Origin of the sequence: Levilactobacillus fuyuanensis (assembly GCF_003946395.1) — a bacterium.
Taxonomy (GTDB): Bacteria; Bacillota; Bacilli; order Lactobacillales; family Lactobacillaceae; genus Levilactobacillus; species Levilactobacillus fuyuanensis.
Genome location: NZ_RHNZ01000006.1, coordinates 80987 through 94708, shown reverse-complemented (window position 1 = coordinate 94708; position 13722 = coordinate 80987). Strand labels below are relative to the sequence as shown.

Sequence of the window (13722 nt, the reverse complement as noted above, 5' to 3'; positions counted from 1 at the left end):
TCGGCTTAACCTGGCAATGTAAACTGGGTTAAGCCGATATTTTACATGTTAAAAAAACAATTATTATATAATAGTGAAACATAATTTAGCCGGACCCACGTCTAATCGGTTAATCGATAGCTGGCATCCACAAGCTTTGCCAGTTCATCTCTGGAAGGCAATCGCGGAATGTCGAGCGTAATCCAATGTTGCTTCGTAAAATGCTGACCCGGTAGGATGTAAGGAAACGCGGACACCAACTCATCAATATTTCTAGAATCACATTTCAAATCGATGTACAGCGTGTCATCCTTCTCATAGACGAGGCCAAATATTTTTTTGCTATCTTGATGGCGAAGCGCATCAAAAATAATTTGGTTACGACGACCTGGCGCGTTGAACGGCCTGTCAACACTGACCGCCTTATCATGACTACTGAGTTTAATGAGTTCTTCTTTTGTAATTTTCACGATGCAACTCCTTTTAGCATAGTATCCTATCTATTTTAGCTTACATCAGCTTCATTTGTAAAAATATTAAGCATGTTGTACCAAGTCGAATGCCACGATCAAATATTTTATAAGATAATTTTCGCGCAATCACTACCGAGATCGTATCCATCATTGTCAATTGGTAACGCGTCTTAGGCCGACGAGCACTAACGGCTTCAAGCATTAACCGTGCAATGTCATCATAGGACACATCACTTCAACTTGCCCTTGGAACTGTAATTCATTTTGAACGTTAGAATTTAACTCGATATTAACTTTTTAGTTCCGATTCAGATAATTCCAGCGTTTTCTAAACAGAAATATCGTCAATAGCATGCCGAACGTAAACGGTAACGCCAATCGATATGGCCGCAAGAAGGCCTGTGTTAATTGTTGCTTGGTTTCGCTCCTGATTGTCGCAACTACCGGAGTCAAGGTCCTGTTGTCCCGAGAGACCTGCGTTGTAACGGCCTGGCTAACCTGCCGGTAGATGCTCCGCTTAACGGTAGTCGGCGCTTGGCTCAACTCATTTTTTCGCAAGGCTTTCTGATAGTTTAAGCGGATCAGTCGTTGTGTTTTCGTCTTACCGATGAACGTTGTCTGTTGCTGTTTAGGTATTTTCTCCGCTGCTAGCTGCATTTTTACCTGCAGCAACGTGTCCCGCTTCACCTTAGCAGTGACCGATAGAGCCTCGACTCTGTCCTGCGCAAAAGTCCAAATGTTGGTTTTCGCTGTTACTAAATTCGCAGACAGTGCCGACACAAAAATGGCCACGGCTAGGGATGTCCCAATCTGCCGAAAAACACCAATGACGCTCTGCGAGGCCGTTAGCAGGTTGCCGGTGAAATCGCCGGCCGCCAATACCGTAATTGGCCCGATCACGATACCATAGCCTGCTCCTACTAGTATTGCCGCCACACAAATCTGCCAATACACATTGGGATTCATTTGACTAAGGAGCACGTAACCCCCAATCATAGACAGACTCCCCATCAAAATGACGGCTCGCGGCCCCACCTTGGATAACAACCAACCGCTGATGGGTGACCAGATGAAGATCATGAGCGAGGCCGGCGTAATCATCAGTGCTGCCAGGAGCTCCCCCTTATTTTGTACCTTCGTAAAGAAGCTCGGCATCAAGACTAATAGCGCAACCAGAAAGATACCGGACATCACGGTCACAACTGCTGACCCGACAAACTGTTTGTCCTTAAATAAAGCCAGCGGCACCATAGGTTGTTGACTATGTGCTTCGACCACAATAAAAGCAACCAGTGCAACAAGACTCAGTAGTCCAAGTCCCAGACCTCTCCCACTCGTCCACCCCCAGTCGCTACCCTTGACCAGCAACAGGGTTAGGCTGAATAACATCAGCATTGAGAGTAGCGAACCAGCAATATCTAAACGTTCCTTGGTTTGCTTGCTTTCATGTAGATCGAACAACCGCCAGCAAAGCGTGAGTGAGAGCAAGGTAAACGGCACGTTGATCAAGAATATTCCGCGCCAACCGAAGAATTGCGTCACGATTCCGCCAATCGTTGGTCCCATGGCCGCCGCTAGTCCTTGCGTGACGCCCAGTGTGGCAATCGCACTGGTTCGCTTTTCCATAGGAACGCTCTGAATACCAATTGTCATACTAGCTGGGAAGATGATTGCTGCTCCCAGACTCTGAACTCCCCGGCCCACAATTAGCCACGCTACATTAGCTGATAATCCAGAAAATAGTGAACCGACTAGAAATAACACTAGACCTAAGATGTAAAACCGGCTACGACCATGAATATCTGCTAGTCGGCCCAAAGGAATCGTCAAACTTGCAAACAAGATGGTATACAAATTGAGCGCCCATGAGAGTTGCTCCAGACTGGTCGACAGCCCCGTTTGAATCGCTGGTAACGCAATGTTCATCACCGTTGTATCCAACATACATAGGAAAATGCCAATGGCCATTGTCCCAACTAACTGTGTGGATTTTTTCAACATAAGATCCCCTCCCCAAGTGTTATCGCTAGTCTACGAGCATCGCTCACGCTAAACTAGCTTTAGGTTACAGAAAGGGGGATGTTGTGACCCATGAACCCACAAGAACGCAAACAACAAAACTTGGTGACCATCTACCAAGCACTACTGGAGCTGATGATGCAAAAGCCCATGGCGACCATCTCCATCACCGAGCTATGCCACCGGGCTCGCGTTTCCCGGACGTACTTTTACCGGCACTATCAAAGCTTCGATCAAATTATCATCGCGTACCAAACGCAAAATATGCTCAGCTACCTGCGGCGGTTACCACGGACATCTCAAGTTGAACTCGCTGACTTAATGATGCACTACTTCGAGAATACCAAGTTAGAGGCTGAAACTTACCAGCTGCTGATCAAAAATGGCCAACTGGACGTCCTCTTGCAAACGTTCCAAACTGTATTCCAATTACTGATTAAACAAGACCGTATCGGCGGTCATAGCTCACGTTTAAACGAACCGTACTATTTAGAATACTTTTCTGGTGCCGTCATTAATATCACAGTCAACTGGGTCAAACGGGGATTTGTTGAGTCGCCACGATATCTGGGTCAGCTGGTGGCACGGTTCACGCTGTTGAAACCTTGAATATATTAGATTGAGGATTTACCATATTATTTACTTTTAGAAAAAAAGCACACCCACTAAGATAATAAGGTGTGCCCGCAAAATATATATGAGCTTGTGGCTACTCCGCAGGCTCTTTTTAAATCTCAATGTTAAATAAAGCTCGGTCTGGAAACACGACTAATCGTCCAGAAAATCAATCAAGAACTTATCAACCTGTGCATTGTCATGAAGCTTGCTGTGCTGGGCGTTCGCGCCAACAATCTTCCGTTCCTGATAGGACTTGGCCCGATTGGCAACCAGATACCGCAACGACTTTGAAGAGGCGTTGCTAACAGAACCATCCGAATGAGATCCGTCGTTCTTATCCCCGTAAATATTCAAAACGGCAATTTGATTTTTTGGGTACGTATGACGTAGTGGCAGCAAGGCCTTATAGGCAGCCTGCATCTTTTCGGGTTTACCATTCGGTTGAAGTTTCATTTGATTCGGTTCGTCACCCATTCCAAGAATGCCATTGAAGTGCCCGGCAACATCGACCTGTTTCTGCAACTTAGGTAGCTTATTCGAGTTATCCAAGAGATAATACATGATTGCCATATTCCCCATCGAATGGCCGACCATATTGAATCGCTTTGTATGATACGTCTGTTGCAGCTTGATCACCGTTGCCTCGGCCCAGCGTCCCCACTGGCGCGGATTAGAATTTCGATTACCCTCGAACCCCACCTCCACAATAGGATGGTAGTCGCCCTTACGGAAATGGCCGGACAAGGTAACCTTTCCGTGTTTCGAAACGGTTGCCCGAACGATGGTTTTCGTCAGACCAGCATTTACCAGCGACTGGGCCATCTGTTCTTCCGCATGATAGCTACTTCCCCAGCCGTGAAAGAACAGGGTTGGTTCATACTTACTGGAATCCGGTAGGTTGGACGCGGTGCTAGTATGCTTGCTTCCCATACTGCAAGCTGATAGTCCCAGCACAAGTAGTCCGATGCCCATGAACATTAGTAATCTTTTTTTCATAAGAATAACACTCCCCCAATGCAAAAATGTCGATTTCATAGCTCAAGTATAAGCCCCTCGTGCAACACTAAGGCAAGACTATTTTACAAAAGGGCATAAAAAAAGCTCACCATCATTCGCAGTGAGCTCGAATCACTAAGCCTCTAACATCGTCACAAACCGATGATTCCAAATGCCCTCATAAAAGGCAATGGTCTGTTCGGCCGTCATAAATTTATTGTCCACGGTGGTCGTTAACCCCCGCGTCATTTGTAAGTCGTAGCCAATACCATGGGCCACTTTGGTTGTCGTGTCGACACAGTATTCAACCTGTGCGCCGCAGATTTCCAAAGACTCGGCGGCAAAGCTCGTCAAGACGCGCCGCAAATTAGTATGGTAAAAAGCATTCGCATGATTCTTAGAAACTAAGGGATCCGTGTCACGGTAATCCAGTTCGGGAATCAATTCCCAATCGTGGGTTCCTTTAACCAAGTCTTCATCCGTATGCTGGACAAAGACAATCGGCTTCTTAGCCTTGCGGTATGCCGCGATTCTCGCGTTGACACCCGCAATGACTTGGGGCATATTCACAGCGGTTTGTTCACCGTAACAAACACCGTTTTGAAGATCAATGACTAGTAAGACATCTGCCATGTTGATGGCCTCCTTCAGGAATCTTTAAGCTTAATTTCTATCATACGCTATTTACGGAGACGTTCAAACCACATCAGACTAGTTTTACATATTTTCTCTTTGTCCTACACGCAATCGGCTTGACCACACGATTCCCAGTAACGAGATTGCTGCCGTTCCCACCATCGTTGCTTGAAATCCACCAGCAAAATTAGCGCCGCGGAACTGGTAAAAGATCATTACGGCAAGCGTTGTCCCTAGGGCACCGCCCAACAATCGGAAGACATTATAAATTCCGGAGGCTTTACCAATCATTACCCGTGGCACCGCACCAATCACAGATTTTTGCAGGGCTGGTCCTGCCATTGACAATCCCACGCCTGCCAGCATTAGTGGTAAGACGAACCACCCATAATTTTTATGTACAAACACCGCAATTAGCAGGTAGCCAACACCCTGGCAGAGCAGTCCTAACGTGGCAACCCAACGCTCACCAAACCGATCGACAGCCTGTCCTGCAAACGGTGCAACGACGACCAATGTCCCCGTCCATGGTAACAGCTCCAGTCCAGCAACTAGCGCAGTGCTTTGTTGACTGGCCTGTAGATATTGCGGTAGGAAGAAGACCACGCCGTACATTGAGCCATACAGGCAAGCCGTTGCGAGGTTTCCACCGCTAAACGTTCTTTCTTGAAACAGGCTTAACGGCATCATCGGTAAGGCTTCGTGCGCCTGACGATAAATAAACCAGGCCCCACACCCCAAACTGAGTAACGCAATAACGAAGATAAGTCCTAATTGTGCGAAGGTCGAGCTGCTTGTCGTTGCAGACAATGCCCAAATTACACCTGCCATCGTAAGAATAACTAAGGCATTATCAACTAAGTTAATCGGATTGCTTTGTCCGTGACTCTCTGGTAAATGGCGTTTTGATAGCCAGATAGCCACGATGCCAATCGGCACGTTGATCCAGAAGATCCACTGCCAGGCTAGCTTCGCGACGATGAACCCACCAAGCGAGGGACCGACAATCAAGGCCAAGCCCCCAATGCCGCTCCAAATACCTAACGCCCGTCCCCGTTGCGCCGGCGGCAAAGCACTGGTGAGAATAGCCATCGACATCGGTGTCATGACAGAGGCACCCAGGCCCTCAACAATTCGGGCAAGAATCAGCCACCCAATACCATTGGCCAAAGCACAGAGAACTGAGCCAACTGTAAAAATCAGAATTCCCCAGTTATAAATTTTGCGGCGACCCCAACGCTCTCCTAGCGAGACACCGACCAGTAAAACTGCCGCAATCGTAATGTTATAAGCATTCAGTGCCCACTGCAAGGTGTTTACCGAAATCTGAAACTCAGTGCGAATCGCCGTTGATGCTGTCGTTACAATCATTGCATCCATCATGGCCATGAAAAAGCCTAACGATGTCAGTACAAGTATCCATCTAGAATTTACCGTTTCCCCTGTCATTTCCCCATCTCCCGTGGTTGAATATAGTTCAAATATCTTTGAACTATGTAAACATACCATTGCCGGAAGTTGCTGACAAGATGCAATGTCTAAAAAGAGGCGCTCACAATGAGCGCCTCTCCAATGGTCTAATCGGCTATAGGTTTTGCCAGAAATGGGTTAGGTGTCGGTCAAAAGTCGACCGGTCTAAAATAACATATTTTTCACGTGCTACCTTCCGTACCGAGATCAGGCCCGCCTCCTGTAAAATTTTGAAATGATACGAACCGGACGTCTTACTAATCTGCATCGTCTGACTGATCTCACCACAAGAAACTTCGTGGTCCAGCTGACTTAGATACTTAATAATTTCCAAGCGAATAGGATCAGCTAGTGCTTTAAACACTTTGATGCTCTCTTCAGTTATCTGCGTTTGCTTTATCATAACTTTTATCCTACTAGAATTATTTTTTTACGCAAGTGATTAGTAGGCCATCGGCAATCTACTAGTCAACTCTCCCCAAAATAAAAGCACCGCCACCTCCCGGATGACCGATGCTTCATTTTCCTTACTTCAATGACCATGTCTGTATAACAAACTAATTCCCCAATTAGTCAGCGTTTTTGAATTGACCATTGGTTAAGGCGCTCTTCAGAACCCACCCTTGACCCTTCACGTAGCTAAACGTCTTTGTCTTCTTGGTTGAACTCTTCAGCTTTAATTGCCGAGTTACTTTGTAAGTGGTACTGGATTTCAATTGTCCCTTGGCCGTCAACGTTGCCGTTGGCCGGTCTGCTGCGATGCTGGCCTTGTAAACGACTGGCTTAGCATCTTTGGTGTGGACTGTTTTCGCCTTCTTATAAAAGCTGGATGAAACGATGGTGTACTTGGTTGGCTTTGCCTTGATGCCATCAGCGGCCTTGAACTTCCCCGCCGTTAACTTGCTGGCAACAACCCAGCCTTGCCCCTTAACGTAGCTGTATTTCTGTGTCTTCTTAGCCGTTAACTTTAATTTCGCCTGTTTGGTAACCTTGTAGGTGGTGCCCGACTTCAGCTTCCCCTTGGCCGTCAGCGTCATCGTTGGGCGATCAGCCGCGATGCTAGCCTTGTAAACGACTGGCTTGGCATCCTTAGTGTGTACGGTTTTCGCCTGTTTGAAAAAGCTGGATGAAACGATGGTGTAAGTATGGCTTTGCTTAGCCGCTGTTACAACTGCCGTAGTGCTCTTAGCAGAGGCTGGTACGGCCAATGCCATCGGTGCAACTAACCCCAAAACAGTCATTAATACTAAAGATTTCTTCATAACAATCCCACTCCCTCTTCCAAAGATTACAATTATTATAGGCATGTTACAAAAATGTGTCAATGGAATTTCGACTGTAATATATTAAGATGTTCTAAAGGCGTAATCTTTTAGGGGAGTGACTACTTGCTCACCTGGACCGTTCAGTTGACAGCGAATCAATCTCAACATGTTAGTCCTTCTTACTAGCGTTCTCCCCTAAAACCGTGTAAGTTTAATCAAAACAGTCATTTGAGGGAGGTAAAATGCAATGTCACTTGGGACCACGCTCAAACAGGTTCGTAAGCAGCAAGGCCGCTCACAGAAAGATGTCGCAGCTGGTATCTGTGCGCAGTCCATGCTGTCAGCAATTGAACATGATCGGTACACACCCAATGCAAGATTGTTAGTGGCGTTGTGCCGACGATTAGCCATCTCACTCGATGAGATCAGCTTAGCCACTGACTTTGCCATCAGTGGGGATGACAACCTGAACACCCGCATGCAAGCACTCTGCAATCAACACCATTATCAAGAGCTCTGGGATTTCCTATCCGCACCCGAAACGGTCGCCGCCGTGACGACGGCGCAACAGACCCAGGCCTATTACTATTACCTTGGTGTGGCCCAATTGCATGTCGAGTCCAAGCTGGACGCTGCCGAGCAGAACTTGCGATTTGCGATGACCATGACCGAGCAACACACACCCACCTCACTGACCTGCCTGGCCATGGCATCGCTCGCCACCGTTCAGGCTAAGCAGGGACGTCGTCACAAAGCCACGCAATTGATTGACCAGGCACTCGCGGCTATTGAACAGGTGCCTTACGAGGAAAATAACAATATTATCTTCTACCTCGCCGCGTTAACCGCGTACTTTTTACAAGATGCCCCGCTGGCTACGCAACGACTACTAACCGGCATTGCCTACATCACCGCCCACAATTCCCACTACATGTTAGCCAACAGTTATCGACTCTTGGCAGAAATTGCCGATCGTGCCGGACGCGAGAATGATGCCGCCGAAGCACACCAAAAGCAACGATTCTTAACGGACCTATTTCATGAACAGGTTCCGAAAGACTTCTAAAATATCAGTATGCTGATTTTTATAGCAAACGCTTATCGGTTAAAGTAAGGCCATCCAGTGAAGGAGGCCTTTTTATGTCAGAAATTTTATTTCAAAATCACCTGTTTACCCGTGCACCGCAACAGCGTCTACACATGATTCTTAGCAATCTCGAAAATTTACGCCTTTGGGACACCGAGATTACACAGGTCACCATGGTAGATAATGGCGTCGACATCACCCGGCAAGCGCCGGCGCTCAACGTTCACGAACACCTGACCGTTACCACATCATCCAGTCAGGTTATCTACCACAGTCAGGGTGGCCGTCTCGCCTATCAGTTAACCTTTACATTGTCCGGAGATGACACCCAGACAGTGCTTACAGAAACCCTCAGCGTGCCCACTTCCGCTGGTTTTCTCGTCCCACTCAAGCTGGTGGCCCCGATTGCCAAGCAAGCTTTTGCCCAGAAGCTCGCCGCATTGATTATCCTTGCCGAATCGGATTGGGCGGTGAACGACTGATGCGTGCTATCACACAAACGTCGTATCAGGGCATCGATGCGCTAACCCTAATGTCACGACCAACTCCTCGTCTAAGTCCTCTGACCGTTCGCATTGAAACACGGTACACACCAGTTATGCCCTACGATGTTCTCACGGAAACAGGTCAGTTAAAAGCTCTGCGCCCCGTCAAACTGCCAATTGTCGTTGGTTACGGTTTTGGTGGCATTGTTCGCGAGGTCGGCGGGCTACGTAACTCACGGTTACTGAACCGTCCCGTCATTGGCGTCCAACCGAGCGGTAGTCATCAGGAACAAATCTTGTCGACATTGCCGCCACTCCTGTTCCCAGTTCCGCAGGGTGTCTCACTGACGGATGCAACCACAATTATTGGTGGAGCGGATGCCGCCTACTTTGCCTTCAAAAAAAGTCGGCTGCAGGCTGGCGAAACCGTCTTGGTCACTGGTGCTAGTGGCAGTGTCGGCACCTATTTTCTACAACTGGCTCAACTCTTTGGCGTGCGAGTCATTGCTGTTGGCCATTCCAGTCGTCACAGGCTTTTACAAACATTGGGTGCGCAACAGGTGCTCGACTACGATTCCCCTCTCGATCCTCAGTTGTCTAAATCGCCTGTTATCAGCCAGGTGATTGATCTAGCCGGTTCAGCTACCCTGCTCGATCAACTGACAGCCGTGTTGGGACCGGTCAAGATACTCTCCTTAGCGCGACAACAGTATCGCGCTCAACCACACCAGTCTTTCAGCTTTGCAAGTGGCGCTATCTCCCCAAGAGATTACCGATGGCTACTGGACCAACTCGCCCAGAACAAGCTTAAGGCGGTAATCCATGAACAACTTCCATTCACCGCCGTCAAGACGGCGCAACATCACCTATTGACGGAACACGCGGCCGGACGAATTCTATTAACCTACAATCAGGAGGTCTGATAAACATGTTATTAACGATCGATTGGAACCACTTGCTCCCACAACTTCTCTCACTTTGGCTCATTGGCTGGGGCGTCCGCGCCTTAATGATTGGTTTAATTGTCGGTGGCCTGTTCTGGCTGTTCAAGCGCAGTCACTGTAGGTGAACGCTAACTACTAGCACCTTAACACTTCTATCCAAAAGATCAGGCCTTCGTTACGCCTGAAAACTAACGATAGCATCTCAGTACTTTGGCGTGACCTTACTTCAAAGGTAATGATACGATATGGACGTTAAATCGGGCGTAACTTTCGTTGAAACAAGTTATTCTGGGGGGATAATTATGCGTATGGTTCAACAAAATACAACCGCACAGTACCTTTTATTTGGATCCACACTAATTTTGATGGGACTTACAATCGTCTTGTTCAAGCCCGTTGCCTTGGCAGTCATCGGTTTTCTTTCCCTGGTAACGCTGACGTTTCACTTCGACCTCTTTGCCTCCACCCACGACCGACACTTTCTGAACGAAGCTGATTTCATTCTTCAACTCGTCTTGGTGGTGATCGTGTTGACGAAGCTCTTCTTGGTGGCACGACCCCATTTAGTCTAGTCAAATGGGCCATCTGACTGAAGCTCAAACACCGACTTTTTCCAACCTTAACATGTCCTCGTCATGGCAACAATGATTATCGTATGTACCCTCTTAGTCATTGCTACCCGAATTAGATTATCTAGTGACCTGATTCCCTGACAAATTAATTTTGATTATAATATTGGCAGATAAATACAGACTATTCAAATGATCATTCGTTGTATGTTAAAAGTCCATCCATCACTTACGGGAGATGAATGGACTTTTAATGTATGTCTTATTGATTCCACGGAAACTCACTCCCGGTCGACTTTCCCCAATTTAGTTCCTTTTCACGACGATTATCATCTTGCCAATCAGCAAAGAGTTCGTGAATATTGATTGGTTTCTTTCTAACAGGTGTTAGAATAATCGACCCACTTTCAACAGTAATCCGTAACTCTTGACCTGCAACTAAGCGTAACTGATTACTAACATTACTAGGAATTATAACAGCCATCGAATTTCCCAATGTTTTTAAATAAACATGTTCTTCAATCAACGTCATCGTGATTGCCTCCAGTATTTATTTCCAAAAGTATACGCCGCATCTTTAAACAAAGTGTTTGATGTTACTGGCGCCGACCTTTAAAAAGGTGAATTCAAAAAAACAAACGCTTCAAGTAACAGAAAATAAAATTTACTGTAATAAAAGGAGGCAACCACTGTGGTTACCTCCAGTTAAAGCCTAATTTATTTCGTGTCAAGTCGTTGACGTGCCGCATCCAGGATCGACTGCGCCAGTCCCAAACGTTCGGCCAGCCAGATTGCTTCACTTGCACCGACTTGATTTAGCAACAAGCGATACGTGGGTTCCAACGTCTGCGGATCAAAGGCCATGGTGGCCGTCATGAACGTCGGACAATCGACGGCGTATTCTTTAATTGCACTAAAGTGGGTCGTAGCAATGATGGTCGCCTTTCGCTGGCGGAGATACTCGATGATTGAGATGCTCAGCGCAGACCCTTCTTCCGGATCAGTTCCGCTCCCAATTTCATCCAGTAAGACCAGCGCATTCTCTTTGATATTGTCAGTCATATCAACCAGCGTCGTCATCTCAGCGGCAAACGTACTCAGTTGCGCCGTAATGCTTTGATTATCACCAATATCGACCCAGAATTGGCTGAAGACCGCCATCTGCGTACCAGCAGCGGTTGGCAACTCGAGGCCCACCTGAATCATTAGGGCAAACAGCGCGATGGTCTTCAAAACGACCGTCTTCCCACCCGAGTTAGCCCCGGTGATCATCAGGCCCTGCTGTGGCATCAGCTCAATGTCGAGAGGTACCGCTTCCTTGAGCAAGGGATGACGGCCCGCAACGATTTTAATGTGCTGCTCTGTATTTAATTCGGGCAACCGGCTGTTCGTTTCCAATCCGTACTGACCACGGGCCATGATTTGGTCGAACTGACTGAGTAGTTCCTGATTTTTGGTCAGCGCGTCCCAGTTATCCAGAACGTCGCCGGTCAAAGTCACCAGCAATTGGTAGACCTCAGCACTTTCATCGGCAATGAGCTCTGCGAGAACGGCCCCTTTCTTGGCCGCCGTCGCTGGCTCGAAGAAAATGGTTGAGCCGGTCGCCGATTGATCGATAACCTGTCCCTTGAACCGGTTCTTTTCGCCAGCCTTGAGCTGCACGCACACCCGCTCATTTCGCGTAATCAGTCGGTTACTCTGCACGGAATGGGGATGCTTCTGAACGAACTGCGTCAGCGCTGTCTGGACCTGTTGGCGTTGCTTGACAACTTTCCCACGAATCTCAGCCAGTTCCGGCGTTGCGTTGTCGGCAATCTGGCCGTAGATGATCATGTGCTCCAATTCTTGCTGAAGGCTTCCTAATTGCGCGGTGGATTGCATGAACGCTGTCAGATGGGGTGCCAGCTGCTGGTGCGTGTGTAAAATAGCCTTCAGCCGCCGCAGATTAATCAGAAAGTCATTGATCTGATCCAACTGCTGGGCATTCAACATGAGTCCTTGGTCAAGCTTCGCCTGTAGCGCCGCTAGCTGATCCAAGTCAAAATACGTAAACGTCACGTTGTTGGCCAGCAAACGGTGAGCTTCCGCCGTTAACGTTAATTGCGTATGAACGGCCGTCAATTCAGTTTGATTGGCCGTCTCTTGTAAGGCTTTAGCTGCCCGATCACTGTGCGTGTACGTGGCAACCGTTGCTAAGATTTGATCTAATTGGGTAATTTCCTTTAAATTCATTTACTCTCCTTGCAGCAAACAGCATGGAGAGACCTTCATATGTTGACTTGTCGGTCCTGCTATTTGCTATGACTTGCACGATCTCGTGCCGGACACTTCACGGCAATTTCGCACACTCATTAACGTCACTCCTCGTTTATTTACTGAGATTAACCGTAACATACGCCGAGACTTTGAGCAAACGGAGGTCCATTAAGCTACGCGATACCAGAGTTATCGCCTCGCTAGCCGTTCCTAGATTTCTGCCTCATTCTCTTCATTCAGCTTGTCGCAGTCGATGATCAGCTGGCAAACTTCCTTCTCCGGCGATAGCTTCATCGAATACTTGCGACCGTATTCAATCATGGTATGGTGCGCCTGATGCAATTCCGTGGGGTCCAAGACGCTAACAATCTTATTTTCCACCTGCAAGGGTGAGGCCGACTGTTCCACGAAATGAAGCCGCTTGGAAATGGCCGAGACGTGGGTGTCCACAGCAAATGTCTCCTGGCCAAAGACGTCGCTCAAAACAACGTTAGCCGTTTTCCGACCGGCACCGGGCAAGGCCATGATACCCTTCCGATCGGTCGGCACCACATCGTTTAGGTCTTCATGTACAATGCGTGCGGTCTTAATGATATTCTTAGCCTTGTTGTGAAATAGACCGACGCTTTTGATAATCGTTTCAACATCGACCACGTCTGCCGCCATCAACGCCGCAGGATCCGGATACTTGGCGAACAAGGTCGGCGTCACCTTATTGACCGAAACATCCGTGGCTTGCGCACTTAAAATAACGGAGACCAAAAACTGGAAGGGGGTCCGTGCATCCAGTGACGGCCCCACCGGCCCAATATCATCTTCCATTTGATGAACGGCCCAGACAATCTGCTCGTCTTTTAACATAAATATCCTCCCGCTTCTATCGTTCTGTAGTTGTCCTCTTAATAGTACCGCAAAGAGTCTCTAT

General features: G+C 47.7%; 16 protein-coding genes. 6 read left to right on the top strand and 10 right to left on the bottom strand.

The window, feature by feature from the left end; all coding sequences use genetic code 11:
* Window positions 1–101: 101 nt before the first annotated feature.
* The gene (locus tag EKM73_RS04330) at window positions 102–449 is read right to left on the bottom strand and encodes an MmcQ/YjbR family DNA-binding protein (protein ID WP_164508861.1); all 348 of its coding nucleotides are present in this window, start codon (window positions 447–449) and stop codon (window positions 102–104) included.
* A 300-nt stretch (window positions 450–749) separates the two neighbouring features.
* Window positions 750–2453, bottom strand: coding sequence for an MFS transporter (locus EKM73_RS04325; protein ID WP_164508860.1), 1704 nt, complete (start codon window positions 2451–2453; stop codon window positions 750–752).
* Between the two features lie 90 nt (window positions 2454–2543).
* On the opposite strand from EKM73_RS04325, the gene EKM73_RS04320 reads away from it, so the two are divergent.
* Entirely contained in the window at window positions 2544–3080 is a 537-nt protein-coding gene (locus EKM73_RS04320; RefSeq protein WP_125700756.1) for a TetR/AcrR family transcriptional regulator, read from the top strand.
* Between the two features lie 159 nt (window positions 3081–3239).
* On the opposite strand, the gene EKM73_RS04315 is transcribed toward EKM73_RS04320, so the two are convergent.
* The 5 genes from EKM73_RS04315 to EKM73_RS04295 all read right to left on the bottom strand — a co-directional run bounded on the left by EKM73_RS04315 (window position 3240) and on the right by EKM73_RS04295 (window position 7453).
* Window positions 3240–4085 (bottom strand): alpha/beta hydrolase, encoded by an 846-nt coding sequence (locus EKM73_RS04315; RefSeq protein ID WP_164508859.1) that lies wholly within the window; start codon window positions 4083–4085, stop codon window positions 3240–3242.
* A gap of 135 nt (window positions 4086–4220) precedes the next feature.
* The gene (locus tag EKM73_RS04310; RefSeq protein WP_020089321.1) at window positions 4221–4718 is read right to left on the bottom strand and encodes a cysteine hydrolase family protein; all 498 of its coding nucleotides are present in this window, start codon (window positions 4716–4718) and stop codon (window positions 4221–4223) included.
* Between the two features lie 84 nt (window positions 4719–4802).
* The gene (locus tag EKM73_RS04305; protein WP_125700755.1) at window positions 4803–6170 is read right to left on the bottom strand and encodes an MFS transporter; all 1368 of its coding nucleotides are present in this window, start codon (window positions 6168–6170) and stop codon (window positions 4803–4805) included.
* Between the two features lie 136 nt (window positions 6171–6306).
* Window positions 6307–6594 carry an ArsR/SmtB family transcription factor gene (locus EKM73_RS04300; RefSeq protein ID WP_125700754.1) on the bottom strand — a complete coding sequence of 96 codons (288 nt, stop codon included), beginning with the start codon at window positions 6592–6594 and terminating at the stop codon, window positions 6307–6309.
* 166 nt (window positions 6595–6760) lie between these two features.
* Window positions 6761–7453: a hypothetical protein gene (locus EKM73_RS04295; protein WP_125700753.1), complete on the bottom strand. Its 693-nt coding sequence runs from the start codon at window positions 7451–7453 to the stop codon at window positions 6761–6763.
* Window positions 7454–7703: 250 nt separating this feature from the next.
* On the opposite strand from EKM73_RS04295, the gene EKM73_RS04290 reads away from it, so the two are divergent.
* The 5 genes from EKM73_RS04290 to EKM73_RS04275 all read left to right on the top strand — a co-directional run bounded on the left by EKM73_RS04290 (window position 7704) and on the right by EKM73_RS04275 (window position 10544).
* Complete coding sequence (locus tag EKM73_RS04290; RefSeq protein WP_125700752.1) at window positions 7704–8522, top strand: helix-turn-helix domain-containing protein; 819 nt, start codon at window positions 7704–7706, stop codon at window positions 8520–8522.
* 74 nt (window positions 8523–8596) lie between these two features.
* Entirely contained in the window at window positions 8597–9025 is a 429-nt protein-coding gene (locus tag EKM73_RS04285) for an SRPBCC family protein (protein ID WP_191988613.1), read from the top strand.
* On the top strand, window positions 9025–9951 hold the full coding sequence (locus EKM73_RS04280; RefSeq protein ID WP_125700751.1) for a quinone oxidoreductase family protein: 927 nt from the start codon (window positions 9025–9027) through the stop codon (window positions 9949–9951). The genes EKM73_RS04285 and EKM73_RS04280 overlap by 1 nt, the downstream gene beginning before the upstream one ends.
* 5 nt (window positions 9952–9956) lie before the next feature.
* Window positions 9957–10097 (top strand): hypothetical protein, encoded by a 141-nt coding sequence (locus EKM73_RS12750; RefSeq protein ID WP_164508858.1) that lies wholly within the window; start codon window positions 9957–9959, stop codon window positions 10095–10097.
* Between the two features lie 177 nt (window positions 10098–10274).
* Complete coding sequence (locus EKM73_RS04275) at window positions 10275–10544, top strand: hypothetical protein (RefSeq protein WP_125700750.1); 270 nt, start codon at window positions 10275–10277, stop codon at window positions 10542–10544.
* 259 nt (window positions 10545–10803) lie between these two features.
* Here EKM73_RS04275 and EKM73_RS04270 read toward each other — a convergent pair whose 3' ends face one another.
* The 3 genes from EKM73_RS04270 to EKM73_RS04260 all read right to left on the bottom strand — a co-directional run bounded on the left by EKM73_RS04270 (window position 10804) and on the right by EKM73_RS04260 (window position 13658).
* Window positions 10804–11073 (bottom strand): AbrB/MazE/SpoVT family DNA-binding domain-containing protein, encoded by a 270-nt coding sequence (locus EKM73_RS04270; protein ID WP_125700749.1) that lies wholly within the window; start codon window positions 11071–11073, stop codon window positions 10804–10806.
* A gap of 185 nt (window positions 11074–11258) precedes the next feature.
* A complete protein-coding gene (locus EKM73_RS04265; RefSeq protein ID WP_125700748.1) occupies window positions 11259–12773 on the bottom strand; it encodes an endonuclease MutS2 in 1515 nt (504 codons plus the stop codon).
* Between the two features lie 234 nt (window positions 12774–13007).
* Window positions 13008–13658 carry an endonuclease III domain-containing protein gene (locus tag EKM73_RS04260; protein WP_125700747.1) on the bottom strand — a complete coding sequence of 217 codons (651 nt, stop codon included), beginning with the start codon at window positions 13656–13658 and terminating at the stop codon, window positions 13008–13010.
* Between the last annotated feature and the right edge of the window lie 64 nt (window positions 13659–13722).

What these genes read in the sequence shown, in the direction of transcription:
- EKM73_RS04325 (WP_164508860.1), bottom strand. Translation starts at nt 2,453, where the DNA reads ATGTTGAAAAAATCCACACAGTTAGTTGGGACAATGGCCATTGGCATT.
- EKM73_RS04320 (WP_125700756.1), top strand. Translation starts at nt 2,544, where the DNA reads ATGAACCCACAAGAACGCAAACAACAAAACTTGGTGACCATCTACCAA.
- EKM73_RS04315 (WP_164508859.1), bottom strand. Translation starts at nt 4,085, where the DNA reads ATGAAAAAAAGATTACTAATGTTCATGGGCATCGGACTACTTGTGCTG.
- EKM73_RS04310 (WP_020089321.1), bottom strand. Translation starts at nt 4,718, where the DNA reads ATGGCAGATGTCTTACTAGTCATTGATCTTCAAAACGGTGTTTGTTAC.
- EKM73_RS04305 (WP_125700755.1), bottom strand. Translation starts at nt 6,170, where the DNA reads ATGACAGGGGAAACGGTAAATTCTAGATGGATACTTGTACTGACATCG.
- EKM73_RS04300 (WP_125700754.1), bottom strand. Translation starts at nt 6,594, where the DNA reads ATGATAAAGCAAACGCAGATAACTGAAGAGAGCATCAAAGTGTTTAAA.
- EKM73_RS04295 (WP_125700753.1), bottom strand. Translation starts at nt 7,453, where the DNA reads ATGAAGAAATCTTTAGTATTAATGACTGTTTTGGGGTTAGTTGCACCG.
- EKM73_RS04290 (WP_125700752.1), top strand. Translation starts at nt 7,704, where the DNA reads ATGTCACTTGGGACCACGCTCAAACAGGTTCGTAAGCAGCAAGGCCGC.
- EKM73_RS04285 (WP_191988613.1), top strand. Translation starts at nt 8,597, where the DNA reads ATGTCAGAAATTTTATTTCAAAATCACCTGTTTACCCGTGCACCGCAA.
- EKM73_RS04280 (WP_125700751.1), top strand. Translation starts at nt 9,025, where the DNA reads ATGCGTGCTATCACACAAACGTCGTATCAGGGCATCGATGCGCTAACC.
- EKM73_RS12750 (WP_164508858.1), top strand. Translation starts at nt 9,957, where the DNA reads ATGTTATTAACGATCGATTGGAACCACTTGCTCCCACAACTTCTCTCA.
- EKM73_RS04275 (WP_125700750.1), top strand. Translation starts at nt 10,275, where the DNA reads ATGCGTATGGTTCAACAAAATACAACCGCACAGTACCTTTTATTTGGA.
- EKM73_RS04270 (WP_125700749.1), bottom strand. Translation starts at nt 11,073, where the DNA reads ATGACGTTGATTGAAGAACATGTTTATTTAAAAACATTGGGAAATTCG.
- EKM73_RS04265 (WP_125700748.1), bottom strand. Translation starts at nt 12,773, where the DNA reads ATGAATTTAAAGGAAATTACCCAATTAGATCAAATCTTAGCAACGGTT.
- EKM73_RS04260 (WP_125700747.1), bottom strand. Translation starts at nt 13,658, where the DNA reads ATGTTAAAAGACGAGCAGATTGTCTGGGCCGTTCATCAAATGGAAGAT.